The sequence below is a fragment of the Acidithiobacillus sp. genome (genome assembly GCF_023256195.1).
In the GTDB taxonomy this organism is placed as follows: Bacteria; Pseudomonadota; Gammaproteobacteria; order Acidithiobacillales; family Acidithiobacillaceae; genus Acidithiobacillus_A.
The window spans coordinates 13,321-38,280 of record NZ_JAGDWX010000026.1 but is presented as its reverse complement, the minus strand read 5'-3'; the positions used below and the strand labels follow the sequence as shown (position 1 = coordinate 38,280).

Sequence of the window (24,960 nt, the reverse complement as noted above, 5' to 3'; positions counted from 1 at the left end):
TCAAGGACACGTCGCTCTGTTTAACCTCGGCTTCTGTCGATCGTGCGGACACCGGGTGATGGGAGACCTACGAGTGGGGATTGCCACGTAGGCCACCCGCTGATCGGACCGGGAAGTGGGCCGGCTGCCCAAGGGCGTGGTTTTCGCGCCTGGACGTGCTGAGTTATCCTTGAGAATTGGGAACTGGCGAGGCGGATGGACGATGGAGTATATCGATACCGCGGTCATGGAGTCGCTGTTGGCTCAGAGGGATGCGTTTCAGCAGAAGCAGCCTTATCCCTACGCCAGCATCCAGGGATTCTTGCGGGAAGAGGCCTTTGCGACGCTCTGCCGAGAGTCGCCGAGTCCAGAGGAGATGGAACTGGAGAATCGCCGTCGCGCCCACGGTCAGCAGACGCACCAGCGCCTCAGCCTGCAGGTGGTGCCGGCCACAGAGGGACGACTGTCCAGCCATTGGCGCAATTTCCTGGGAGAGCTGCGCAGTCCAGTCTACCTGGATTTCTGGCGGCAGATGCTGGGATTGCCGCGCCGCAGACCGGTGCTCTTGAGCATGCACTGGCACTACGCAGCGGCTGGGGCGTCGGTGTCGCCCCACACCGATGCCCGGCGCAAGTTGGGCTCGCATATCTTTTACCTCAATACCCCGGCGGACTGGCAGGAGGAGTGGGGCGGTCAAACCCTGGTCCTGGACGATGGCGGACGTTTCCCCCGGCATTCGGCGCCTACCTACGACGATCTGCAACTGGTCGCGGCGTCCACCGTGCTGGGCAACCGCAGCTTTCTTTTTGCGCAGACCGATCATTCCTGGCATGCGGTCCGGGAATTGCGCAGCCCCCCGGGTCATCTGCGCAAGGTATTCATCGTCGTCGCCAACCGTCTTTCCTTTCAGGTCCTTTCTCGGCGTCTGCGAGGCAAGGATCCCGATGGATTCCGGCTGCGCTGAGCTTTCTACAGAGAGGATACGATGGTGCCCAGTTATCGTTCCAGTGCGGTTCTCGGTGGTCTCGTGGTCGGTCTGTTCTTGCTGTCCAGCGCTGCCTGGGGGGATGGCGCCGGCGACCAGGACCGTACGCATATCGAGTTGTCGACCACCGAGGACTATAGCGTTCCGGCCACCTTGCTCCGGGCGGAGCTGAGCGCCAGCGCGGATCGGGACGATCCTGTCAGCGCCGCAGCGAGCGTCAATGCATCTTTACAATGGGCCAGTCGGATTCTCGCCAAGGAGCCCGCTGTGCATTGGCAGAATGTGGGCTACCGGAGTTTTCGCGTGGAGGTGGACAAACGTTCGCTCTGGCGTGTCTCAGGGAGTCTGATGGTGGAAGCGGCACCATCCCTGCTGGGTCCGCTGCTCGCCCAGCTGCAGACGCGTCTGCAGATCGTGTCGACGCAGTTCGTCGCTAGTCCTGCGGGTCACGAGCAGGCCGAGAAACGGGCGGCAACCCAGGCCTTGCAGGTCTGGCGCAAACGCGCCGAGGAAGCCTGCACAGCCCTTGGCCTGCGCTGGGGCGGTATAGACTCGGTGCGCCTCAGCGATCGTTGGCAGGATTCCGGACCGCGCCCCGTGATCTTCGCCGCTGCTCGAAGCAGCACGCCGCCTGAGATACCCATGGGCGAGGGTCACAAAGCCGGTCAGGTGGAAGTCGCAGGCAGTGCTTGGTGCCGCTCCTGAGCTCCCGTCGATCGACTGTCATCCGGCGATATTCCACTGCTTCGTGGGACGTTCCGACGTGTTTGTCGGCGCTGCGCAATCGGCCTACGTGACGGGGAGCGCCTGGCCCAAGAGTGGGCCGTTGCACGACGCCACGGAAAGACCCTGGCGATTCTCCTGCTCGGACCTCGGCAATTCCAAGGAGATCAACGAGGAGTGGGGCTACCACAGTGGCGATGGATTTCTCGTCATCTGCCCCGAAACCACCGTCGATGGCGCGCGCACCGCGCGCTCTACCGTGCCGAAACGGAGGGCCGGATCGGGTGCTGGTCCACCAGAGCAGCGACGGCGGCCCCGTCTAGGAGCGCAGACGCTCCAGCAGCTCGATGGCTAGTGCCGCGCCGGCCATATCCAGCTCGAGATCGCGGGCGAGGCGCTGCCCGAGGCGGGCGCGGTAGAGGTCGATGCGCCGGAAGCGCCAATGCTGTGGTCCGCTGCCCTGGGGCTGGATCACCCCGTAATGGACCCAGGCCAGGGCCTCGTTGGGGGCACAGTGCAGCAGGGTGCAGAGCTGACCGAAGTCGAAGCAGAACAGACCGTCGTCGACGATCTCGGCCTGCAGGACGGGGATGGGAGTGGAACTCATGGGCGCTTCTCCTCACACTGGCTCAGCGACGTGGGTGGAAGTGCGTGTGTTCGGCCAACTGCTGCCAGAGTGCCCGGTCCTGCTCCGACAAGGTCTTCGGCACGACGATTTGAATGACGGCATAGAGATCTCCGCCCTCCTTGCCCGCGCTTCCCGGTAGACCCTTGCCCTTGAGGCGCAGCTTCTGACCGCAGTTGGAACCGGCCGGGACCTTGGTGCGGACCGGGCCATCCAGGGTGGGCACCTCGACGCTGGCGCCCAGCACGGCCTCCCAAGGAGTGACCTTGAGATCGTGATAGAGATCCCGGCCCTCCACACGGAACTGCGGGTGGGGCAGGAAATCCACCAGCAGATACAGGTCGCCGGCGGGACCGCCCCCGAGACCCGGTTGACCCTGCCCGGCAATGCGCAGACGCTGACCGGCGGTGATGCCTTTGGGAATCTTGACCGTCAGGCGCCGGGTCTGACGCTGCAAACGACCGTCCGGACCGAGCCCCGGCAATTCCAGGGCGATCTCCCGCTGCACACCGTGGGCGGCATCCTCCAGGCTGATGGCGAGGGTGGCCTGGGTATCCTCGCCCTGGGCGCGGAAACCGCCACCGCGCCGACCGCCGCGGCTTTGGGCAAAGAGTTCTTCGAAGAAGTCGCTGAAGCCGCCCATGCCGGCAGCATCCTGGGGGCCGCCGAAGCCCGCGTGGAAATTTTCCCATCCCGGCGGTGGACGAAACTCCTGACCGGCGCGCCAATTGCTTCCCAGCTGATCGTAGGCGCGGCGCTTCTCGGGGTCCTTGAGCACCTCATAGGCCTCCTGGACCTCCTTGAAGCGATCCTCCGCATTTGCCTCCTTGCTGACGTCCGGATGGTACCGGCGCGCCATCCTGCGGTAGGCCGCCTTGATGGCGTCGGCATCGGCGTCGCGGCCAACACCCAGAATCTGATAGTAATCTTTATATTCCAAGGCAATCCCCTGATGAGACTCGAGGCCAATGGTGGAAAAGCGCAATTCCTGCCCTCACAATGTGGGCAAGGACTGCGAATTTCAAGACCAAGGCGGATGCTGTGAGCGAATGGACGCAACTCAACGACCAACAGCGCGAGGCCGTACTTCTGCCACCGGGCCCTGCTCTGGTGCTTGCGGGAGCGGGTTCCGGCAAGACCCGGGTGCTCATCAGCCGGATCGCCCACCTCCTGGAAGAGGGCGTACGCCCAGCGGAGATCCTGGCCGTGACCTTCACCAACAAGGCGGCCCGGTCCATGCGCGAGCGCCTGGCAGCGCTGGTGCAGCTGGACCTTGGCCCCTTGTGGATGGGGACTTTCCACGGCATCGCCCACCGCCTGCTGCGCCGTCATGCCGAGGCCCTGGGTCTGCCCGCGGATTTTCAGGTTCTCGACAGCGACGACAGCCAGCGGCTGGTGCGCCGCGCCCTGCGCGAACTGGGTCTGGACGAGAAGCAGTGGGCCCCCAGGGCCCTGGCGGCCCAGATCGGCCGCTGGAAGGACGAGGGATGGACGCCGGCGGAGGTTGCGGCGCGGGAGGTGGGCCGCTGGTCGACACCGGTGCAGGTCTATCAACGCTACGAACTCATCAAGGAACGGGGCGGGCTGCTGGATTTTGCCGATCTGCTCTTGTACGCGCTGCGCCTGTGGGAACAGGACGCCATCCTGGAGCACTACCGGGAACGGTTTGCGCACGTGCTCGTGGACGAGTTTCAGGACACCAACGCTGTGCAATACACCTGGTTGCGGCGCCTGGCCACGCACGGACGGCTCTTCGTGGTGGGCGATGACGATCAGTCCATCTATGCCTGGCGCGGCGCCCGGGTCGAGAATCTGCTGCGTTTTGCCGAGGATTTTCCTGGTGCGGCCCTGGTGCGTCTGGAGCAGAACTATCGCTCCACGGCACCGATCCTCGCGGCTGCCAATGCCGTCATCGCCCAGAATCCGGAGCGTCTGGGCAAGACCCTGTGGACGGCGCAGGACGGCGGCGAGCCCCTGGAGCTCTATGCGGCCTACAACGAGGAGGACGAAGCCCGGTTCGTCGTCGCCCAGATCCAGAACTGGGTAGCGCAGGGAGGCCAGCGTCGGGACTGCGCCATCCTCTACCGTTCCAATGCCCAGTCTCGGGTCTTCGAGGAGGTCCTCGTGCGCGAGGGCGTGCCCTATCGCGTCTACGGCGGCCTGCGTTTTTTTGAACGGGCGGAGATCAAGGACGTGCTGGCCTATCTGCGCCTGTGCCGCAACCGCCACGACGATGCCTCCTTCGAGCGGGTGGTCAATGTGCCCACCCGCGGTATCGGCAACGTCACCCTCGAGCGTCTGCGGCTGCAGGCACGGGAGCAGGGGCTATCGCTGTGGCAGGCGGCAGGACAGGCGGCCCTGCCCAAGCTGAACGCCTTCCTGACCCTCATCGACAAACTGGCCGCCCAGATTGCCGGAGAACCCCTGGATGCCGCGGTGCATCGGGTCATAGAGGTCACTGGCCTGCGCGACTGGTACGGACGCGACGGCGATCGTAGCGAGGGCCGGCTGGAGAATCTGGACGAACTCATCAATGCCGCACGCGCCTACGAGTTTGTGGAAGAGCGGGAGGCCTTGCGGGAGCTCAATCCCGATCCGGGCAACCTCCTGTCGGAATTCCTCACCCACGCCGCGCTGGAAGCCGGCGAGGGCGCCAGCGATGCCTGGGAGGACGCCGTGCAGCTGATGAGTCTGCACAGCGCCAAGGGCCTCGAGTTTCCCGTGGTTTTTCTGGTGGGTCTGGAAGAGGGCCTGTTCCCACACCAGCGCTCGCTGGAGGATGCCGACGGGCTCGCCGAGGAGCGTCGGCTCTGCTACGTGGGCATGACCCGCGCCATGCGGCGGCTGGTACTCTGCCACGCCGAGAGCCGGCGTCTGCACGGATCGGAGCGCTCCAGCCTACCCTCCCGTTTTCTGCGGGATCTGCCAGCCGAGCTCATCCGCGAGCTACGGCCTCGGGCGCGCATCGCTCGTCCCGTGGCGGCGGTGGCCATGGGGTCAGCCCGGCAGAGCAGGGCCGAGCGGGAGTTGCCATACCCCTTGGGCAGCCGCATTCGGCACCCGGTCTTCGGCGAGGGAACGGTACTGGACTACGAGGCTTCGGGTCGGCAGGGACGGATCCAGGTACGTTTCGCGTCGGGCACCAAGTGGCTGGCTCTGGGTGTCGTAGCCCTGGAAGCTCTCTCCTGAGAGCCGGCGAGGAAAGTGAGGAGGATGAGCAAGATGGATGGACAAGATAGCCGCGGGTCGGCGAGGTGGTGGGTGCTGGTGATTTTCGTACTACTGGTAGTGGCCATCGCCTTCTTCTGGTGGCAGAACCAGCGCGCCCGGGTCGCGCAGACCGCAGTCACCAGTCCGGCAGCCTCGGTGCAGATGGTCGGTCCTACGGTGAGCACGCGATCCGTACCGGATTTTCCCGTGGGTAAGGCGGTGTCCCAGGCCGGCACCTTGCAGGGACCTCTGGCGGGAAGCTGCGGCAACATCGCCTGGCGCGACCTCAGTCCCCAGGAAGTGCGGGATCTGCGCAAACTTTGTCCGCGTGAGGCTCCACCGCAGCACTGAGGCGAGTTCAGCGCTCGGGCAGTCGTACCTCCACTTCCAGACCGCCGCCCACGGCATCGCGGAAGTGGAGGGCGCCCCTCTGGGCTTGGACCAGTCGGCGAACGATGGCGAGGCCGAGCCCGGTGCCGCCACCACGACCCGCCACGGCGAAGGGTCTCTCCAGATTTTCCAGGTCTCCTGCGGGAATGCCACTGCCGTGATCGCGCAGCACGAAGACCAGTTCCGTGCCTTCCCGCCGCAGGTGCAGCAGGAATGGCGGGGCAGCGTGGCGCCGGGCGTTGTCGATGAGGTTCTGAAGGATGCGCGCGAGGCCCACGGGCCGCAGTCTCGCCTGCAGTGGTCGCTCGTCCGGTAGGTCCAGCTGGATGTCCGGCCCCTGCCGCTCGATAAAATCCTCGAGCCAGTGCGGCAGATCCAGCACCTGACTCGGTTCTTCCTGACCACTGCGGGCGTAGTCCAGGAACTGGCGCAGGATCTCATCCATCTCCCGCAGATTGGCGATGAGCTCTTCCCGTACTTCGGTATTCGGGGGCAAAAATTCCAGGAGCATGCGCATCCGCGTCAGGGGAGTGCGCAGATCGTGGGACACCCCCAGCAGGACCATCTCCCGCTCCTTCCAGAGCTGGTGGACGTCGCGCAGAGCCTGATTCAGTTTCTCGGCCAGGCGCTGGACATCGGCGGGCCCGGCCACGGGCAGTTCCGGCAGGGTCTCGGTGGTGCGGGCATCCGCCACGCCGGCAATGATGCGGCTCAAGGGACGCGTCAACTGGCGGACGATGAGGAAGGTGCCGAGCAGGGACAGGAGAAGAATGGCACTGAGCTTGAACCACTGCGGCGATGGTCCGGCGGGCCTGGGCAAGGGCATGGCGATGGCGTGCGCGCTGGTGGGGCTTGCCCGTAACCAGAGGATATCGTGGCGACGGTCGAGACGGATCTCGGCTTCGGGCCAGCCGAGCCCGTGCAGGATCTGCAGGGCGCTCTGCAGGGGTGCCGGAAGCTTGTGGCTGCCGCTCATGGCGCTGGCCGGGCGCCAGTCCATGCCTTGACGGGCCAAGGTGGGAGCCAGCTCGGCCCGCGCCGCTGGCCCCAGGGATTCGCTCAGGGTGAGGATCTGCGCCCAGTTCTGGGCGGGAAACTGGGCCCGCCGCTCGGCCTGATAGACGTTGAAATACCAGTATACCGCGAGCTGGCTGGCGAGTAGCAGAGCACCCACCAGCAGAAAAATCCGGGCAAAGAGCGTGTCGCTCCAGAAACGGGGACGCATCAGCGGACCGGGGTCGCGCGGTCCTCGCCGGGGACGAAGACGTAACCGCGTCCCCAGACGGTCTGTAGATAGCACGGGGCGGACGGATCGTCCTCGATCAGTCGGCGCAGACGCGAGATGAAGACATCGACACCGCGCGCTCCCGGGACCTCGTCGCCGGCGCGGATCATCTGGATCAGCCGATCGCGCGACAGGGTCTGCCAAGGGTGACTGGCGAGGGCGTGGAGGAGAGAGAATTCGGTTTCGGTCAGAGCGATACGTTCGTCACCCCGCCACAGGCTGCGGGTATCGAGGGCGAGACGGAACGGTCCGAAATGAATGGCGCCGGGGCTTGGTCTGGCCATGTCCGGCTCCTGACTGCGGCGCAGGACGGCGCGCATGCGGGCCACCAGCTCTTCGGGCTCGAAAGGTTTGGCTAGATAGTCGTCAGCGCCCAGGGACAGACCCTGGACGCGATCGTCCAGATCGCCGCGGGCCGTCAACATGATGATGGGCAGCTGCGGCTCTTGCCGGCGCAGACGTGCGCAGGCCTCGAAGCCGTCTTCTCCCGGCATCATCACGTCCAACAGGAGCAGGTCAAAGAACTCCCGCTCCAGCATACGGTCCATCAGCGCCGTGGAGGCGACGCCACAGACGCTGAAATCCTGCATCTCCAGGTAGCGCAGCAGAATGCTGCGCAGCTTGGGGTCGTCGTCTACCAGCAGGACGCGGGCCTTGGCCATCAGGGCCGCTTCCAGCCCGGATGACCCATGTCCTTCTGCCGTTTTTCCATGTCGGCATAGATCTGGGTGACCCTCTGCCACTGCTCCGGGGTCAGCAGCTTGTGGACGAACTCCACCTGGGCGATCCCTTCCTGCAGCATTTCGGCATGGTCCTTCAGCACCTGATCTTCCAGAGGCTTGAGGGTGGCCGCCGGCGCATTGTCCAGAAGCGCCTTGCGCAGGGCAAGGTTGTGCGCACGCCATTCGGGCCAACGTCCGCGCATCTTCTCTTCGGCTTCTTTGCGCCAGTTCTGCAGTTCCTTGTCCTGGGCCGGGGTGAGCTTGAGCTCTACCGCGTGCCTCCAGACGATGGGTAAGAGCATGGGGACGGGTGCATTGGCCATCTTGGCCATGGGGCCCATGTGTGGGCCCATGCCCTGCATGGGACCGTGACCGGCCATGGGACCGGCACCCATGGGGGCCGCAGGCATGACGTTATTACCGCCCATCATGCCGGTATCGGCGGCAAAGGCTACGGGGGCACTCAGAAGCAGACCGGTGGCAAGGATGCGTACAGCAGGCTGGAAAATTTTCATGGCATTCTCCTGAATCAGGGGAAGGGACTCCTTCCCGTGTTCTCAAGATAGCCCTGTCTTCAGATACCTGCCAGGACCAAACTATCAAGGCTTGTAAAAAACACTTCACATCCCGCAACAATTCCAAGCGGATCCAGCGCTTCCTTCGGCGGCGCATTTGCCCGAGAATGCTGGCAATAGCCGGTGTGGAGATGGAGCGTGAAACCTGGTCGATGGTCCTCTCTTGGTCTCGTCCTGACCCTCGTGCCGGTGAGCTCAATGGCGATGGGCGGTGGCCTCGTGACCGATCCATTCTCCACGCTGCACGGGTTACCGTCCGCCCCGGGCGTGCTTTGGCAGGGGGAGACGCAGCTGCCGCCCTTGCCCAAGGTAGCTCCGGCAGCGGAAGATTGGGCCGGACGTGACTGGACACTGGCAGAGCTCACGGCCTATGCCCTAGGCCACAACCCACAGACGGCCGCCGCATGGAACGGCTTGCGTGCGCAGGCCGCGGCGCTGGGAGTGGCAGAGAGCGCCTGGCTGCCGACCCTGACCCTGAGCACTCCCATCAGCCGCCGCCAGGCGGTATCCACGGCGGGCTTCAGTGTGCCGGTCCGCAACAGCGTCAGTCCCAACCTGACCCTGTCCTACACCCTGTGGGACTTCGGCCTGCGTCGGGCCAAGGTGGATGCGGCCCGGGCGCAGGAGTGGGTGGCGGGTTTCACCCAGAACCAGAGCATCCAGGCCGTCGCCTTCAGCGTTGCCCAGGCCTACTACCAAGTACTGGGCGATCGCGCCCTGCTCCTGGCCGATCGTCAGACCGTGGCGGAACAGGAAAAGAATCTGGAAGCGGCGGAACTGCTGCACCGTGCCGGGCGGGCCACCATCGGTGCTCTCTACCAGGCACGCGCTGCCCTGGCCCAGGCGCGTTCCACCCTGGCGGCGCAGGAGCAGACCCTGCGCGCGAGTCAGGGGGCACTGGCGGCGGCGCTGGGGCTTGCGCCATCCACCGCCATCGGTCTTGCGGACCTGCGCCTGGAAGCGCCGCCACCGCCGGGGCTTGCCGAGGCGGCGGAAACGCTGATGCAGGCCGCCGAAAAGGCCAACCCCACCCTGCAGGAATCCCGTGCTCAGCTGGCGGTGGCCGAGGCCAATGTACGCAGCACCCGAGCCGCCGGCCTGCCCAGCCTGGCGGTGTCCGGTAACTACGGCTACCAGTTTCAGAATGGTTTCGCGCCGGGTGACACCTGGGGTCTTGGCCTCACGTTGACAGTGCCGCTGTTCACGGGTTTCAACCGCCACTATCAGATCCGGCAGGCCCAGGCTCAGGCCGACCAGGCTGCCGCCCAGCTACGCCAGAGCCAGAGCACCACGCTGGCACAGGTCTGGCAGGATTATCACAACTTCCAGGGTGCGCTGGCTTCTTATCCCGGTGCGCGCAGCAGTCTGGAAAATGCCGAGAAGGCCCTGGAAGTGGTGCGAGCGCAATACCGGGTGGGGCAGGCCACCATCCAGGACGTGCTGCTGGCCGAGTCCTCGCTGGCGCAGGCCCGCTACACCCTCATCCAGAAACTGGTCTCCAGTTACGTTGCTTTGGCCCAGCTCAGTCAGGCCGTCGGCATGCCCTTGGGAGAAGCGCAGCCATGAGTTCGTCCCGTCTTTGCTTGCAGGGCGCGCTGGCCCTCTTTCTCGCCCTTGCGCTCAGCGCCTGTCAGAAAGCTCCGCACGGCGCGCCACCGCCTCTGAGTGTCCAACTGGTGCAGGTCAAGACCCAGGACGCGGTAGAGTACCGTGCTTTCCTGGCCACCGTAACGCCTCTACAGACCGTGACCCTGGTGCCGCAGACCAGCGGTATCCTGCAGACCCAGAGCTTCGTGCAGGGTGGCAAGGTCGAGCGTGGCCAGGTGCTGTTCCGGATCGACCCGGCCCAGGCGCAGGCGAGTGTGGCCCAGGCCGCGGCCAAACTGGCAGCGGACGAGGCCACGGCACGCTATCAGGGGCGCCTGGTGGAACAGGACGCACCCCTGGTGGCCAAGGATTTCATCACGCGCCAGAGTTATGAGCAGGCGGTATCCCAGGCACAAGCGGCGCGTGCTGCGGTGCAGGCCGACCGGGCAGCGCTGAGGCAGGCGCAATTGAACCTCGGCTATACGGTCATCCGCGCCCCTATCGCCGGTACCATCGGCATGGCTTTGGTCAAGCCGGGCAATGTGGTCACGGCCAATCAGACCCAGTTGGCCGTCATCAATCAGGTCCACCCCATCGCCATCAATTTCCAGATTCCTCAGGGTCTGCTGGCGGCTGCCCGGACTGCTCAGAGGGACGCTCTACCTCTGCCTGTCGTCGATGAAAAAACCGGTGCGTCCCTTGCCACGGCCCATCTGCGGGTGGTGGACAACGGTGTCCAGGCGGCGACGGCTACCGTCCGCCTGCAGGCCGAGGCGGACAACGACAACGACGCCCTCTGGCCGGGGCAATACGTGGAGATACGTTTGCCAGTGCGGCGGGTGCCGGATGCTCAGACCCTGCCCACGGGCGCCGTGCAGCAGGGCCAGTCCGGGAACTTCGTCTACCTCGCCCCAGGCGGGACAGTACGGGTGCAGAAGGTCGAACTGCTCTGGGAGGACGGACCGCTGGCCGTGATCCGCGGCCTGCCCGCCCGGAGCGCGGTGGTCTATCCCGTGCCGGCCCGCATCTACCCCGGCGCCAAGGTGCTGCTGCCGGGGGCGTCTGCCTCGGACCGCGCCGACGGTCACCGCAGCGGCGGCTCGGGCCACGAGGGACGACCGTGAATATCTCCGCCCTCTTCATCCGCCGCCGGGTGCTGACCATCGTCCTCACGCTGGGGCTCGTGGTCTACGGAGTCTTTGCTTTCCTGCGTCTGCCAGTGGCGCTGCTGCCCAGCGTCGATTTTCCGACGGTGGTGGTGGCGGCGGCCTTGCCGGGGGCCAGCCCGGAGACCATGGCCAGTAGTGTGGCAACGCCGCTGGAGAAGCAGTTCTCCGCCATTCCCGGGCTCGCCTCCATGAGCTCCACCAGCAGTCAGGGCTCGTCCCGGATCATTCTGCAGTTTGACCTCAGCCAGAATATCGATGTCGCCACCCAGAATGTCCAGAATGCCGTTACCCAGGCCGCGCACCTGCTTCCGCCCGGTCTGCCCAGTCTACCGCTGGTGCGCCAGATCAATCCCTCGGCGGCGCCCATCGAGTTCATCGCCCTGTCGGCTCCGGACATGCCCATCTATACGCTCAACCGCTACGCGGTGGATCGCATCGTTCCGGCCCTGTCGGGAATCCCGGGGGTTGCCCAGGTACAGGTCTTCGGGGAGCAGAACTATGCCGTACGCATCCACGCAAACCCCTTCTCCATGGCAGCCCGCGGCATTTCCCTGCAGACTCTGAGTCAGGCCATCGCCAGTCACAACGTCAATCTGCCCCAGGGGACTCTGCTGGGGAGCGCGCGCAACTACGCCGTCCATGTTCATGGACAGCTGCACGATGCCCAGGCCTTCCGCGAGATGCCGGTGCTCCAGAGCGAGGGCACGGTCATCCCCCTGGCGGATGTGGCCACGGTCAGCAATGGCGTGGACAACGATCAGATAGCCAGCTGGCTTGGACCGCAACGTGCTCTGATTCTGGCCGTGGTACGCCAGCCCAACGCCGATACCGTCGCCATCTCCCGCGCCATCGCGAAGCGTCTGCCGGACCTGGCCGCGAGCCTGCCCGGCGGGGCGCGGATGCAGGTAATCTATGACAAGGCCGACTACATCCGCTCGGCCGTCCGTGAGACGGAGGTCACCCTGCTGCTCGCTTCGTTGCTGGTGGCGGGGGTGCTGTGGCTCTTTCTGCGTCGCGGCAGCCCCACCCTTATCGGAGCCTTGGCCATCCCCACCTCTATCCTCGGCACCTTTGCGGTGATGTCCCTGTTGGGCTACACCCTCAATACCCTGACGCTCCTGGCCCTCACCTTGGCGGTGGGTTTCGTGGTGGACGACGCGGTGGTCATGCTCGAGAACATCGCCCGCCACGAGGAAATGGGTGAGGAGCCAGAAACGGCTGCCCTACGCGGTAGCGCTGAGATCGGCTTTACCGTACTGTCCATGACCCTGTCCCTGGCCGTGGTCTTCCTACCTTTCCTGCTCATGGGCGGCATCGTCGGACGGCTGTTTCGGGAGTTCGGGGTAACCATCGCCGTGGTCATTCTGCTCTCGGGCCTGGTCTCATTGACCTTGACACCCATGCTCTGCGCCCGCTACCTGCGGGTCAAGCACGCCGAGGCCAGCGCCTTTGAGCGCTGGTTTCTGCGCCTGCGCGACCGCTACGGACGCAGCCTGCGCTGGACCTTGGCGCACCGAGGATGGGTCTACGGCGTGGCCGGCCTGTCCTTCATCGCCATGATCGGGCTCTTCGTGATCCTGCCCAAGGGTTTCATCCCCAGCGACGACAGCGGCATGGTCATGGGCAATCTGCAGTATCCCGAAGGCATCTCCTTCACGGAGCTTGGCCGCCAGCAGCAGGCCATCGCCGCCGTGGTGGCAAGGAATCCGGCTGTGGAGTCGGTACTCTCCAGTGCCGGTCAGGGCGCAGGGGCCTTCGGCTCGGCCAATACCGGGCGTCTCATCATCCGTCTGAAGCCCCAGGGCCAGCGTCCGGCCGGCGCGACGGTGGTCCAGCAGCTACGGCGTAGTGTCGAGGGTTTTCGCGGGGTGCAGGTGAGTTTCATGATGCCGCCGGCCATACAGATGGGACCCATAGCCTCGCAGTCCAGCTATCAGTATGTTCTGCAGAGCGAGGACCAAAGCAGTCTCGACGCTGTTGTACCGAAGTTTGTGGAGGCGCTGCGGGCGACACCGGGTTTCCAGTCGGTGACGAGCGACCTGCAGCTGGCCAATCCGCAGGTGGATGTGCAGATTCTGCAAAAGCGCGCCCAGGCCTTGGGGGTGACGCCCCAGGTCATCGAGCAGGCCCTGAATTTTGCCTTCGGGGGCACTCAGGTGGGCACCATCTACGCCGCTACCAACCAGTATCAGGTCATTCTCGATCTGGCCAGGCGTTTTCAGCAGAATCTCTCGGCGCTCGACAACATCCTGCTGCCGGGTACTGGCGGCCTGGTTCCTCTCAGCTCCGTCACCCAGTCCCGCTATGGCGTGGGTCCCCTGAGCATCAGCCACTACAATGGCATCCCGAGTGTGACGGTGTCCTACAATCTGGCTCCGGGCGTAGCGCTCGGTTCGGCCAGTGCCAGAATCCAGAAGCTTTCGGCACAGATCCTGCCGGCCGACGTCCAGGGCACTGCGGGCGGCACGGCGGCGGCTTTCAAGCAATCCAGCGGCGGCCTGCCGCTGCTTTTGCTGGCGACGGTGGCCCTGATCTACGCCATCCTTGCCATCCTCTACGAGGATTTCCTGCATCCCCTGACGATCCTCACGGCACTGCCCCTGGCCGGCTTCGGCGCCCTGCTGGCCCTATGGATCTTCGGTAAGGAGCTGGATCTCTTCAGTTTCGTCGGGATCATCATGCTGGTGGGCCTGGTCAAGAAAAACGGCATCATCATGGTGGACTTCGCCTTGCACCGGCGGCGTGCCGGCGACGATCCCGTCACCGCCATGGTCGATGCCTGCATCACCCGTTTTCGTCCCATCATGATGACCAATCTTGCTGCAGTTCTGGGGATCCTGCCCATCGCCATCGGTTTTGGCGCCGGTGCCGAGTCGCGCGTGCCCCTGGGGGTGGCCGTGGCGGGCGGTATTATCGTATCCCAGTTCCTGACCCTGTACGTGACACCGGCCTTTTACGTGCTCCTGGAAAATCTCCGAGGTCCCCGGCGGGCCGCGCAGGCTGCCATCGTGCCCGGCAGCTGACGCAGCAGACCCCGCCAAGCTGTGCTATAAACCTGTGGGGCTGGTGGCGGGAGGAGTGGGGTATGATGCGCAGGTGGCTTTTTTCCGGATTGACTATCCTTGGCCTGGGCGGCTGTGCCAGCAATGCCATGATGCCGCCGTCTCCGGCGGGTGTTGCAGGAACGGCGGAGGCGCGCTCGCAGGCGGCCGCGCGGGCGGCACAGGAAGCACAACAGAAGCTGGCCGCGACGGCCGTTCAGCGCCGTGCCGCCGAGGGACAGTTCTGTACTTCTTGGCGCCGGGCTCTGGAACTCGCCCGCCGCGACGCCATCGGCTGCGCCCGCATGGAGGCAGACCAGCAGGCGGCCTGCTGGACGGCGGTCTCGCAATGGGCAGGCGAAGAGAGCCGATATTTTTCGGCACTGGAAACCCTTTTCGGCGCGGGCCCCTATGCCAATTCTGCGCGAAAGGCCGGCGAGTTCTTCGATCTCACGCAGAGCTGGGCCAGCAGCTGCGGCAACAGCCTTGCGGACTGCACGGCCGCTTCCCAGCGGGCTACCATGGATCAACGCAAGGACGAGGTGAATCGTTTCTGCCACTGAACGCCGCAACTCGGACAAGGAGCAGCCGGTGACTGGATTTGTTCAAGATTTCAAGACCTTTCTGCAGCGTGGCAATGTCATCGACCTAGCCGTGGCCTTTGTCATAGGTGCTGCTTTTTCCACCGTGGTCAATTCCCTGGTGACCAACATTCTGATGCCTCCTTTGGGTCTGCTGCTGGGCAAGGTGGACTTCAGCAATCTCTATCTCACCTTGCACGCGGGCAGCGTCCCCGGTCCCTACCCTACCCTCGCAGCGGCGCAGAAGGCGGGGGCGGTCACCCTGAACTATGGTCTTTTCATCAATGCGGTGGTGGGCTTCATCATCATCGCCCTTTTCATCTTCAGCCTGGTGCGCCTCATCAATCGCCTCTATCCCCAGCCCGCAGCACCGGTGGCCAGCAAGGACTGCCCCTTCTGTGCCAGTAGCATCCCCCTGGCAGCCCTGCGCTGCCCCCACTGCACCTCGGATCTGCGGGTTGAATAGATTGCTCCGTGTGGCCGGGGATCGGCACGCCGGGCGGTTCGTACCGGGCTCGGCGCCCTAGGTCGCATCCCTTGCTCATGGCTTCCTGGTGGTGGCTCGCCCTGAGTGCTGCACTGACGGCAGGGCTTCTCGTGGTCGTCTGGCAGTGGCGACAAGTGCGTCGTGATGGGGATGCCCTGCGCCTGCAGAGGGATCAGCTCAACGCCGAGCTCGAGCGCCAGCGCGCCCAGGATGCCCGACAGCAGGAGCGTATCGTGCAGTTGGAGCGCGAACTGCACGCCGAAGCACTGGCCGCGGCGGAGCTGCGAGCGGAGAATCGGCAGTTGGCAGAGCTGCGACGGGAGCAGGAAAAGCTCCGGCAGGATCTGGAGGCCAGCCGTCAGGATGTCGGCCACCGCGACCGTCGCCTGGCCGAGCTGGAGGAGCGCCTTCTGCAAGAGCGGCGCCAGGCCGAGGCTCGGGTTGCCAGTCTGGAGGAGGCGCGTGAGCATTTCCGGCAGCTTTTCGAAGCCCTGTCGGCAGAGGCCCTGCGCCGCAACAGTCAGTCCTTCCTGACCCTGGCTCAGGAGAAACTGGCGGGCTTTCAGGAAAGTGCCCGGGGCGATTGGGAAAAGCGGCAGGCCGGTCTGCAGCAGCTGGTTCAACCCATCCAGGAGTCTCTGGGCAAGGTGGGTGAGCGCCTGGACATGCTGGAGCGGGCTCGTATCGACGCCTACAGCAGTCTCAATGAGCAGTTGCGGGCATTGGTGCAGGATCACCTGCCGCGCCTGCATCAGGAGACCGCCAGTCTGGTCAAGGCTCTGCGGCAGCCGGCGGCGCGCGGGCGCTGGGGCGAGTTGCAGCTGCGCCGGGTAGTGGAGATGGCGGGGATGCTCTCGCACTGCGACTTCGTGGAGCAGGAGAGCCTCGCCGGCACCGGGGACAGTGGGGTTCAGCGCCCCGATCTCATCGTCCGACTGCCCGGCGGCAAGCAGATTGCGGTGGACGCCAAGGCCCCCCTCAATGCCTATCTTCAGGCTGTGGAGGCCGCGGAAGAGGGAGACAAGGCGCTCTGGCTTCGGAAACATGCGGCGGAGCTCAAGACCCACATGGGCCAGTTGGCCAAGAAGGTCTACTGGGAGCGGCTGGTACCGACGCCCGAATTCGTGGTGTTGTTCCTGCCCGGTGAGGATCTGTTCAGCGCCGCGCTGCAGGCAGATCCGGGGCTCATCGAGTATGGCGTGGAGCAGAAGGTCATCGTCGCCACGCCCACCACCCTCATCGCCTTGCTGCGTGCCGTGGCCTACGGTTGGCGCCAGGAGTCCTTGGCGGAAAACGCCCAGGCCATCAGTGCGCTGGGCAAGGAGCTCTACGATCGACTGGCCACCTTGGCGGAGCACTGGGCGCGGGTCGGCAAAGGCCTCGGGCAGGCTGTGCAGGCCTATAACAAGGCGACGGGCTCGCTGGAGAGCCGTGTGCTGGTCACAGCACGCCGCTTTCGCGACCTACAGGCCAGCGAAGCGGGGAAGGATCTGGAGATTCTGGAGCCGGTGGACAGCATTCCGCGGCACCCGCCGCAGGGGCTGGGCGAAGCTCCACCGGAAGACCATGGCGAGCGGTGATCGGACTCGTCACCGCCCTAGCGCGATGCCGTGCCGCTGCGTTGGGAGAGAGCCAGGGGCAGGCTGAAGGTGACCCTTTCCTCGACACCGTGGGTTTCCACCGGCACACCCGCACCCCACTCCTTCAGGGTATCGATGATTTCCTGAACCAGACTCTCGGGGGCGGAGGCGCCCGCACTGATGCCGATACGTTCCACCCCCGTAAACCAGTCCCGCCGCAGTTGGCTGGCATCCTCGATGAGATGGGTGGCGGTACCCAGGCGTACCCCCAGCTCTGCCAGGCGGCTGGAATTGGAGCTGTTGGGCGCACCCACCACCAGAAGGATATCGACGTCGGGTACCAGCCGCTTGACGGCATCCTGACGGTTCTGAGTGGCGTAGCAGATGTCGTCCTTCTTGGGCCCTTCTATGGCCGGAAAGCGCTCGCGCAGAGCCTGGATGACCTCGGCCGTGTCATCCATGCTGAGGGTGGTCTGGGTGATGTAAGCCAGGCGCTCGGGATTGCGGGGGGACAGCGCGGCGACGTCGCGGACGTTGGAGACGAGATACATCATGCCCTCCTCCACCTGGCCCATGGTGCCCTCTACCTCTGGGTGCCCGGCGTGGCCGATGAGCACCATCTCCATGCCCTCGCGGCTGTACTTCTTGACTTCCATGTGTACCTTGGTGACCAGCGGGCAGGTGGCGTCGAACACCGTCAGGCCCCGCTCCTGCGCCCGCCGACGCACCGAGATGGGGACGCCATGGGCACTGAAGATGACCGTAGCGCCGTCGGGGACCTCGTCCAGCTCCTCCACGAAGATCGCGCCTCGCTCGCGCAGATCGTCCACCACGTGGCGGTTGTGGACGACTTCGTGGCGCACATAGATGGGGGCGCCATACAGTTCCAGGGCGCGCTCGACGATCTGGATGGCGCGATTGACCCCGGCACAGAAACCGCGCGGATTGGCAAGCAGTATGTCCATGGTGGCAAGCTCCCGAAAATAAAGGCGATGGTCACCCGCAGACGGGCCCCTGTCAACCGCCGAGGTCGCCGCAGAAGCCCTGCGCCAGGGTCAGGGCGGTGATGGCCGCCGTCTCGGCGCGCAGGATGCGCGGACCCAGCTGCGCGCCCACGAAGCCCAGGGACTCTGCCCGCTCCAGTTCTGCGGGGTGCAGGCCTCCTTCGGGGCCGCAGAGCAGCACGATGCTGGCGCAACCGGGACGCGCCGCGAGGATGCTGCCGAGTCTCTTGCTATAGCCTGGATCGCAAACCACGGCCAGTTGCGCGGCGGGCGCCTCCAGTTCGGACAAGGCGCGGGCTGGCAGCAGTTGAGGAATGCGGGTGGCGCTGCTTTGTTCGCAGGCGGCTATCAGGATTTCCCGCCAGCGCTCCTGGCGCCGGGCTGCCTGGGCCTCGCGCAGAGGGACCAGGCTGTGGCGGCAGACCACGGGTTGTATGGCGTGGACGCCCAGCTCCGTCGCCTTCTGCAGGGCCCAGTCCCAGCGCTCTGCTCGGATCAGGGGAAGCCACAGGCAGCAGTGCAGCGGTGAAGCGGTGTCCCGCTGGCGTGCCTGCCCCACGGCCAGCAGTGCCTGTTTGCCCTGGGCTCCCACCAGTTCGGCGGGATAGTCGCGGCCATCCCCGGTGAAAAGCGTCAGTTCCTGTCCCGGTCGGGCACGCAGGACGCGCAGCAGATGGTGACTGGGCTCTGCCGGGAGCAGCCAGTGGCTGTCTTCGCTGGGAGTCTCGGCGCTGTATAGGTGGATTCGGGGCATGTCCGGCGCAAAGGCTTGAAGGAAGGGCGATGAGGCTGCACGATACCATGAGCCATGGGCGGACCGAAGAGAAGGTGCCAGCGAACGATGTTTACCAGTTCCGAAAGCGATATGGCCTGGATCGGCGGAATCCTGCGCCAGGCGGCAGAGCGCTTCATCCTGCCCCGCTTTCACGAGGTGGTGTGCAGCCGCAAGCCCGATGGCAGCGTGGTAACCTCTGCCGATCTCGATAGTCAGGACTTTCTGCAGGCGATGCTGGCATCGCGCTACCCAGAGTTGCCCTTGCTGGGTGAGGAGATGACCCGCCCGCAGCAGGAGCGGCTGCTGGCCCGGGACGTGCCCCTGTGGTGCCTCGACCCGCTGGACGGTACCAGCAACTTCGCCGCCGGTGTACCCATCTTCGGGATCTCCCTCGCCTTATTGCAGGGTGGGCAGGCCATTGCCGGCTGGGTCTACGACCCGATCCGGGACGAACTCTTCACGGCTCGCGCCGGCCACGGCGCCACCCTCAACGGTCAGGCCCTGATGCCGCGGGAAGCGCCAAGTCTGGACAAAGCCGTGGGGGTGGTGGACTACAAGCGTCTGACTCGGGCATTGTCCCTGCGGCTCATCGACGAGCGCCCCTTTCACAGCCAGCGGAATTTCGGCAGTTCTGTCCTGGAGTGGTGCTGGCTCGCCGCCGGACGCTACCATTTCTACCTCCACGGTGGTCAACAGCTCTGGGATCGGGCGGCGGGGGCGCTGATCCTGACGGAAACCGGCGGCAGCCTCAGCACCCTCGTCGGAGCCCCCCTGCCCGTGGCGGATCTGGCCTGTAGCTCGGTACTGGCAACCCTGGACCCACTCCTGCATGCCGCTTGGCGGCGTTGGCTCGGTGATGACCGTCCCGCCCCGTGCGCCGAGTTCCCAAAAAGGGAACATTGATTTATGCTGAATGCCTATTGTCTCCCATGCGCTACCAGGAATCGCTAATTTATGGCCACCATCCGTAATCTCGCCCTTTCCCTTTTGCCCGTCACCGAGAGCGCGGCCCGCGCCGCAAGCGCCTGGATCGGCCGAGGTGAAAAAGAGCAGGGCGATGGGGCGGCGGTGGATGCCATGCGCGCCGCCCTGAGCGAGGTGCCCATGCGCGGTCTGGTGGTCATCGGCGAGGGCGAGAAGGACGAAGCGCCCATGCTCTACAACGGCGAGAGCGTCGGCTCGGGCAGTGGTCCGGAGGTGGAGATAGCGGTGGACCCGGTGGAGGGCACGACCTTCATGGCCGGCGGTATGCCGGGCTCCATCTGCGTGCTGGCCGCCGCACCCAAAGGGGCGATGTTCCGGCCCGGTCCTGCCTTCTACATGGATAAGCTGGTCGTGCCGGCCCCGGCGCGCGGCAAGATCGATCCCGCCGCACCCATGGCCGACAAGCTGGCGGCTCTGGCTCGGGCCCTGGGCAAGGAGGTGCGCGAGCTGCGTATTTTCGTCCTCAAGAAGCCGCGGCACGAGGGGATGATCCGCGAGATCCAGGCAGCCGGCGCCGCCGTGCGTCTGCAGACCGACGGCGACGTGAGCGGCGGCATCATGGCGGCGCTGGGTGTCAAGGTGGACGCCATGATGGGTATCGGTGGTACGCCCGAGGGGGTCATCAGCGCCTGTGCCGCTCGCGCCATGGGGGCAGATATGTTCGGTTGCCTCGCGCCGCAGAAGCCGGGGGAGGCCGAGGCCATCGCCGCTGCCGGCCTCAAGGCCGGGCAATGGTTGGGCCTTAACGATCTGGTAGCCAGCGACGATGTACTTTTCGTGGCCACCGGCCTCACCTCTGGCGATATCCTCGACGGCGTATCCCGGTCCCACTACTTCGTCGAGAGCGAGAGTCTGGTCATCTCCGGCCACGACGGCATTCTTCGTCGCGTGCGCACGCATCAGCGGGTGGACGCCTGAATCTTTGACTGCAACCCCGGCGGTGCGCCCGTCGCCGCCCTTGTAAGGAGCTTTTTATGACCGTCACGCGCAGCGATCTCGCCAACGCCATCCGTGTCCTCAGCATGGACGCCATCGAGAAGGCCAAGTCCGGCCATCCGGGCATGCCCATGGGCATGGCGGACATCGCCGAGGTGCTCTGGAACGATTTTCTGGTGCACAATCCCGCCGATCCGCATTGGCCTAACCGCGATCGCTTCCTGCTGTCCAACGGCCACGGTTCCATGCTGCAGTACGCCCTGCTGCATCTTTCGGGCTACGAGCTCAGCATCGATGACCTTAAGCAGTTCCGCCAGTGGCACAGCAAGACGCCGGGGCACCCCGAGTACCGTGATACTCCGGGGGTCGAGACCACCACGGGCCCTCTGGGGCAGGGTCTCGCCAACGGGGTCGGCATGGCCCTGGCGGAGCAGATTCTGGGCAAGCATTTCAATCGCCCGGATCACGAGATCATCAACCACTACACCTACGTCTTTCTGGGCGACGGCTGTCTCATGGAGGGTATCTCCCATGAGGCCTGCTCCCTGGCCGGCGTCTGGGGGCTCAACAAGCTCATCTGTTTCTACGACGACAACAATATCTCCATCGATGGACACGTGGACGATTGGTTCGCCGACGATACCCCGGCGCGCTTCAAGGCCTACGGCTGGCACGTCATCGCCGGTGTCGATGGTCACGACCCCGAGGCCGTGAAGCGCGCCATCCAGGAGGCGCGCAAGCAGACCACCAAGCCCACCCTCATCTGCTGCAAGACGGTCATTGGCCACGGTTCGCCCAACAAGGCCGGTACCCACGATGTCCACGGCGCGCCCCTGGGGGCCGAAGAAATCGCCCTGACCCGCAAGAATCTGGGCTGGAGTGGTGCACCCTTCGAGGTTCCCGAGGCCATCTATCGGGCTTTTGATGCGCGCGCCAAGGGCGAGCAGGCCCAGGCCGAGTGGAAGGAGCGTTTTGCCAAGTACCGCGAGCTCTTCCCCAAAGAGGCCGCCGAGTTGGAGCGGCGTTGGGCAGGCAAGGTCAGTCCCGAGTTCGATCGCGCCATCGAACACCTCATTGCCGAGTTCCGCAAGGACCCGCCCAAGATTGCGACCCGTGTGGCTTCGGGCAAGTGCATCCAAGCCGTTGCCCAGGCCGTGCCGGAATTCGTCGGTGGTTCGGCTGATCTCACGCCTTCCAACAACACCCGTTGGAAGGAAGCCCTGGACATCGGCAAACACCGCCTCATGGGTAATTACATCCACTACGGCGTGCGTGAGTTCGGTATGGCCGCCATCATGAACGGCGTGGCCCTGTACGGTGGGCTTCTGCCCTTCGGCGGCACCTTCCTGATTTTCTCGGACTATGCCCGCAATGCCATCCGCATGTCGGCGCTCATGGGCATCCGCGTGATCTACATCATGACCCACGACTCCATCGGTCTGGGTGAGGACGGGCCTACCCACCAGCCGGTGGAGCAGGTCAGCAGCCTGCGCCTCATTCCCAATCTGCACGTATGGCGTCCGGCCGATGCCGTAGAGACGGCCATTGCCTGGGAATCGGCGGTGAAGCAGGAGCGCACCCCGAGCCTGCTGGCCCTCAGCCGCCAGAATCTCGCCCCCTTGCCCCACAGCGACGCGAGCATCGCCGCTGTGCGGCGTGGTGGGTATGTGCTCAAGGACGCGGAGGGTGCTGCCCCGGCGGGTATCCTCATCGCCACGGGCTCGGAGGTGGAACTCGCTCTGGCAGCGCAGGCGCGCCTGGCGGAGCAGGGTGTGGCGGTGCGGGTGGTGTCCATGCCCTGCGTCGAGCTCTTCGATGCGCAGGACGCCAGCTATCGCGAGTCCGTGCTGCCCAGCAAGGTGACCCGCCGGCTGGCCATCGAGGCCGGTGCCACGGCGCTCTGGTACAAGTACGTGGGACTTCAGGGTGCCGTCATCGGCATCGACCGCTTCGGAGCCTCGGCGCCGGCACCGGTGATCTTCGAGAAGCTCGGCTTCACCGTCGATCACGTGGTCGACACCTTCAAGGGGCTGTGAGACGCGCTGGCGCGTCCATCTCGGAACAGGTTTCTATTGTCAGGCTTTTCAAGGAGTGAGACATGGCATTGCGGATTGGTATCAATGGTTACGGGCGGATCGGTCGCAACATCCTGCGGGCGGTCTATGAAGCCGATCGACAGGGCGAGGTAGAGATCGTCGCCATCAATGACCTCGGCAGCCCGGAGACCAACGCCCACCTGACCCAATACGACTCGGTACACGGTCGCTTCCCCGTCCCCGTCAGCGTCGAGGGACAGGAGATGCTGGTGGGCAAGGATCGGGTAAAGGTCCTGGCGGAGCGCGATCCCAGCAAGCTGCCGTGGGGGGACCTCGGGGTGGACGTGGTGCTGGAGTGCACCGGCATCTTCACCACCCGTGAGAAGGCCTCGCTGCACATCCAGGGCGGTGCCAAGAAGGTTCTGATCTCGGCCCCGGCCAAGGATCCGGTGGATCTCACCGTGGTCTACGGCGTCAATCACCATCTCTTGGACCCCGCCAAGCACCAGATCGTCTCCAATGGCTCCTGCACCACCAACTGCCTGGCGCCCTTGGCGAAGACCCTCAACGATCTGACGCCCATCGTCGGCGGCACCATGAACACCATCCACTCCATGACCAACGACCAGCGCATCATCGATGTCTACCACAGCGATCTGCGGCGGGCCCGTGCGGCGAGCATGAGTATGATTCCCACCAGCACCGGAGCCGCCAAGGCCATCGGCCTCGTGTTGCCGGAGCTGGAAGGCAAGCTGGACGGTTTTGCCATCCGCGTGCCCACCACCAACGTCTCCATCGTCGACCTCACCTGCCTGGTGGAGCGGGAGGTGTCCGTGGCCGACATCCACGCGGCCATGAAGGCGGCTTCGGAAGGGGCCCTGAAGGGCGTCTTCGGTTACAACGACAAGCCCCTGGTGTCCATCGACTTCAACCACAACCCGGCCAGCTCCACCTACGAGTCCTCCCTGACCAAGGTCAAGGGCAAGCTGGTGAAGGTCTGCTCCTGGTACGACAATGAGTGGGGATTCTCCAACCGCATGATCGATACCGCCCTGGCCATGATGGGCGTCAAGCGCTGAGGAGTCGCTCATGAACGTGCTGCGCATGACGGATCTGGACCTCAAGGGTAAACGGGTCCTGATTCGGGAAGATCTCAATGTGCCCATGGACGAGACGGGGCAGATCGCCGACGATACCCGCATCCGGGCAGCCCTGCCGACGCTGCGGGCCGCTCTGGCGGCGGGCGCCAAGGTCATGGTGATGTCGCACCTGGGGCGGCCGAAAGAAGGCGTGTACGACGAGAAGGCGAGCCTCGCCCCCGTCGCCGCGCACCTTGGCAAGCTTTTGGGTCGCGAGGTCGCCCTGGTGCGTGACTGGCTGGGCGCCGGCGGCGCCGCCCTCAAGACCCTGGGCGATGGCCAGATCGTGGTACTGGAGAACGTCCGCTTCAATGCGGGCGAAGGCAAGGACGACGAAACCCTGGCCAAGCAGATGGCGGCCCTGTGCGACATCTTTGTCATGGACGCCTTCGGCACGGCGCACCGCGCCCAGGCCAGTACCCACGGGGTGGGTCTCTACGCCCCCGTGGCCTGCGCCGGCCCGCTCCTCGTGAACGAGCTGGAGGCCCTTGGCAAGGCGCTGCAGAATCCCAAGCGGCCGCTGGTGGCCATCGTCGCCGGCTCCAAGGTCTCCACCAAGCTGACCATCCTGAAATCCCTGGCGGAAAAGGTCGATCAACTGGTGGTAGGCGGTGGCATCGCCAACACCTTCCTGCTGGCCGCCGGCCACCCCATCGGCAAATCCCTCTGCGAGTCGGATCTCGTGGACGAGGCCAAGGCCATCATGGCAGCGGCCAAGGCCAAGGGCGGGGATGTGCCCCTGCCGACGGACGTCGTGGTGGCCAAGGAGTTCTCGGCCACTGCTGCGGCGCGGACCTGCCCCGTGGATGCCGTTGGTGAGGACGAAATGATCCTTGACATCGGCCCCGACAGTGCTGCGGCCCTGGGTGAAATTCTGCGCAAAGCCGGAACCATCGTCTGGAACGGGCCGGTGGGCGTGTTCGAGTTCGACGCCTTTGCCGGGGGTACCCGGGCCATCGCCCAGGCCGTTGCGGAGAGCAGCGCCTTCTCCATCGCCGGTGGCGGCGACACCATCGCTGCCATCCACAAGTTCCACATCCAAGACAAGGTCTCCTACATCAGTACGGGTGGAGGCGCTTTCCTCGAGTTCCTCGAGGGCAAGACCCTGCCGGCGGTGGCCATGCTCGAACAGCGCGCGCGAGGCTGA

General features: G+C 65.2%; 22 protein-coding genes. 15 read left to right on the top strand and 7 right to left on the bottom strand.

Annotated elements, in window-relative coordinates; translation table 11 throughout:
- Positions 1-202 precede the first annotated feature (202 nt).
- Together Q0C23_RS06860 and Q0C23_RS06855 are read left to right on the top strand one after the other, a co-directional pair.
- Positions 203-943, top strand: coding sequence for a 2OG-Fe(II) oxygenase (locus tag Q0C23_RS06860; RefSeq protein ID WP_291511628.1), 741 nt, complete (start codon positions 203-205; stop codon positions 941-943).
- 21 nt (positions 944-964) lie between these two features.
- Complete coding sequence (locus Q0C23_RS06855; RefSeq protein ID WP_291511627.1) at positions 965-1,669, top strand: SIMPL domain-containing protein; 705 nt, start codon at positions 965-967, stop codon at positions 1,667-1,669.
- Between the two features lie 337 nt (positions 1,670-2,006).
- On the opposite strand, the gene Q0C23_RS06850 is transcribed toward Q0C23_RS06855, so the two are convergent.
- On the bottom strand, positions 2,007-2,294 hold the full coding sequence (locus Q0C23_RS06850; RefSeq protein ID WP_291511626.1) for a chaperone modulator CbpM: 288 nt from the start codon (positions 2,292-2,294) through the stop codon (positions 2,007-2,009).
- A 22-nt stretch (positions 2,295-2,316) separates the two neighbouring features.
- The gene (locus Q0C23_RS06845) at positions 2,317-3,252 is read right to left on the bottom strand and encodes a DnaJ C-terminal domain-containing protein (protein WP_291511625.1); all 936 of its coding nucleotides are present in this window, start codon (positions 3,250-3,252) and stop codon (positions 2,317-2,319) included.
- A 101-nt stretch (positions 3,253-3,353) separates the two neighbouring features.
- Between Q0C23_RS06845 and Q0C23_RS06840 the strand changes: the two genes are divergently transcribed.
- Positions 3,354-5,501, top strand: coding sequence for a UvrD-helicase domain-containing protein (locus Q0C23_RS06840; protein WP_291511624.1), 2,148 nt, complete (start codon positions 3,354-3,356; stop codon positions 5,499-5,501).
- A 24-nt stretch (positions 5,502-5,525) separates the two neighbouring features.
- Complete coding sequence (locus tag Q0C23_RS06835) at positions 5,526-5,873, top strand: hypothetical protein (RefSeq protein WP_291511623.1); 348 nt, start codon at positions 5,526-5,528, stop codon at positions 5,871-5,873.
- Between the two features lie 7 nt (positions 5,874-5,880).
- On the opposite strand, the gene Q0C23_RS06830 is transcribed toward Q0C23_RS06835, so the two are convergent.
- Genes Q0C23_RS06830 through Q0C23_RS06820 form a run of 3 tightly spaced genes read right to left on the bottom strand, consistent with a single transcriptional unit; the run spans position 5,881 to position 8,434 of the window.
- Positions 5,881-7,137: an ATP-binding protein gene (locus Q0C23_RS06830; protein ID WP_291511622.1), complete on the bottom strand. Its 1,257-nt coding sequence runs from the start codon at positions 7,135-7,137 to the stop codon at positions 5,881-5,883.
- Positions 7,137-7,859, bottom strand: a complete 723-nt coding sequence (locus tag Q0C23_RS06825) for a response regulator (RefSeq protein ID WP_291511621.1) — start codon at positions 7,857-7,859, stop codon at positions 7,137-7,139. The genes Q0C23_RS06830 and Q0C23_RS06825 overlap by 1 nt, the downstream gene beginning before the upstream one ends.
- Positions 7,859-8,434, bottom strand: coding sequence for a Spy/CpxP family protein refolding chaperone (locus tag Q0C23_RS06820; protein WP_291511620.1), 576 nt, complete (start codon positions 8,432-8,434; stop codon positions 7,859-7,861). Before Q0C23_RS06820 ends, Q0C23_RS06825 begins: the two co-directional genes overlap by 1 nt.
- A 198-nt stretch (positions 8,435-8,632) precedes the next feature.
- On the opposite strand from Q0C23_RS06820, the gene Q0C23_RS06815 reads away from it, so the two are divergent.
- The 6 genes from Q0C23_RS06815 to rmuC all read left to right on the top strand — a co-directional run bounded on the left by Q0C23_RS06815 (position 8,633) and on the right by rmuC (position 16,939).
- A complete protein-coding gene (locus tag Q0C23_RS06815; RefSeq protein WP_291511619.1) occupies positions 8,633-10,060 on the top strand; it encodes a TolC family protein in 1,428 nt (475 codons plus the stop codon).
- Positions 10,057-11,205: an efflux RND transporter periplasmic adaptor subunit gene (locus Q0C23_RS06810; protein ID WP_291511618.1), complete on the top strand. Its 1,149-nt coding sequence runs from the start codon at positions 10,057-10,059 to the stop codon at positions 11,203-11,205. The genes Q0C23_RS06815 and Q0C23_RS06810 overlap by 4 nt, the downstream gene beginning before the upstream one ends.
- Complete coding sequence (locus Q0C23_RS06805) at positions 11,202-14,273, top strand: efflux RND transporter permease subunit (protein WP_291511617.1); 3,072 nt, start codon at positions 11,202-11,204, stop codon at positions 14,271-14,273. The genes Q0C23_RS06810 and Q0C23_RS06805 overlap by 4 nt, the downstream gene beginning before the upstream one ends.
- Positions 14,274-14,335: 62 nt before the next feature.
- Positions 14,336-14,854: a hypothetical protein gene (locus tag Q0C23_RS06800; RefSeq protein WP_291511616.1), complete on the top strand. Its 519-nt coding sequence runs from the start codon at positions 14,336-14,338 to the stop codon at positions 14,852-14,854.
- A 28-nt stretch (positions 14,855-14,882) separates the two neighbouring features.
- Entirely contained in the window at positions 14,883-15,338 is a 456-nt protein-coding gene (gene mscL / locus Q0C23_RS06795; RefSeq protein WP_291511615.1) for a large conductance mechanosensitive channel protein MscL, read from the top strand.
- Between the two features lie 77 nt (positions 15,339-15,415).
- The gene (gene rmuC, locus Q0C23_RS06790) at positions 15,416-16,939 is read left to right on the top strand and encodes a DNA recombination protein RmuC (protein WP_291511614.1); all 1,524 of its coding nucleotides are present in this window, start codon (positions 15,416-15,418) and stop codon (positions 16,937-16,939) included.
- Between the two features lie 17 nt (positions 16,940-16,956).
- On the opposite strand, the gene ispH is transcribed toward rmuC, so the two are convergent.
- Positions 16,957-17,904, bottom strand: a complete 948-nt coding sequence (gene ispH / locus Q0C23_RS06785; protein WP_291511613.1) for a 4-hydroxy-3-methylbut-2-enyl diphosphate reductase — start codon at positions 17,902-17,904, stop codon at positions 16,957-16,959.
- Positions 17,905-17,956: 52 nt separating this feature from the next.
- Entirely contained in the window at positions 17,957-18,697 is a 741-nt protein-coding gene (locus Q0C23_RS06780; protein ID WP_291511612.1) for a 16S rRNA (uracil(1498)-N(3))-methyltransferase, read from the bottom strand.
- Between the two features lie 87 nt (positions 18,698-18,784).
- Between Q0C23_RS06780 and Q0C23_RS06775 the strand changes: the two genes are divergently transcribed.
- The 5 genes from Q0C23_RS06775 to Q0C23_RS06755 all read left to right on the top strand — a co-directional run bounded on the left by Q0C23_RS06775 (position 18,785) and on the right by Q0C23_RS06755 (position 24,960).
- Positions 18,785-19,621 (top strand): inositol monophosphatase family protein, encoded by an 837-nt coding sequence (locus Q0C23_RS06775; protein WP_291511611.1) that lies wholly within the window; start codon positions 18,785-18,787, stop codon positions 19,619-19,621.
- 51 nt (positions 19,622-19,672) lie between these two features.
- Positions 19,673-20,620, top strand: coding sequence for a class II fructose-bisphosphatase (gene glpX, locus Q0C23_RS06770; protein WP_291511610.1), 948 nt, complete (start codon positions 19,673-19,675; stop codon positions 20,618-20,620).
- A 56-nt stretch (positions 20,621-20,676) separates the two neighbouring features.
- A complete protein-coding gene (gene tkt, locus Q0C23_RS06765) occupies positions 20,677-22,674 on the top strand; it encodes a transketolase (RefSeq protein WP_291511609.1) in 1,998 nt (665 codons plus the stop codon).
- A gap of 62 nt (positions 22,675-22,736) precedes the next feature.
- The gene (gene gap / locus Q0C23_RS06760; RefSeq protein WP_291511608.1) at positions 22,737-23,753 is read left to right on the top strand and encodes a type I glyceraldehyde-3-phosphate dehydrogenase; all 1,017 of its coding nucleotides are present in this window, start codon (positions 22,737-22,739) and stop codon (positions 23,751-23,753) included.
- A gap of 10 nt (positions 23,754-23,763) precedes the next feature.
- Positions 23,764-24,960, top strand: coding sequence for a phosphoglycerate kinase (locus Q0C23_RS06755; protein ID WP_291511607.1), 1,197 nt, complete (start codon positions 23,764-23,766; stop codon positions 24,958-24,960).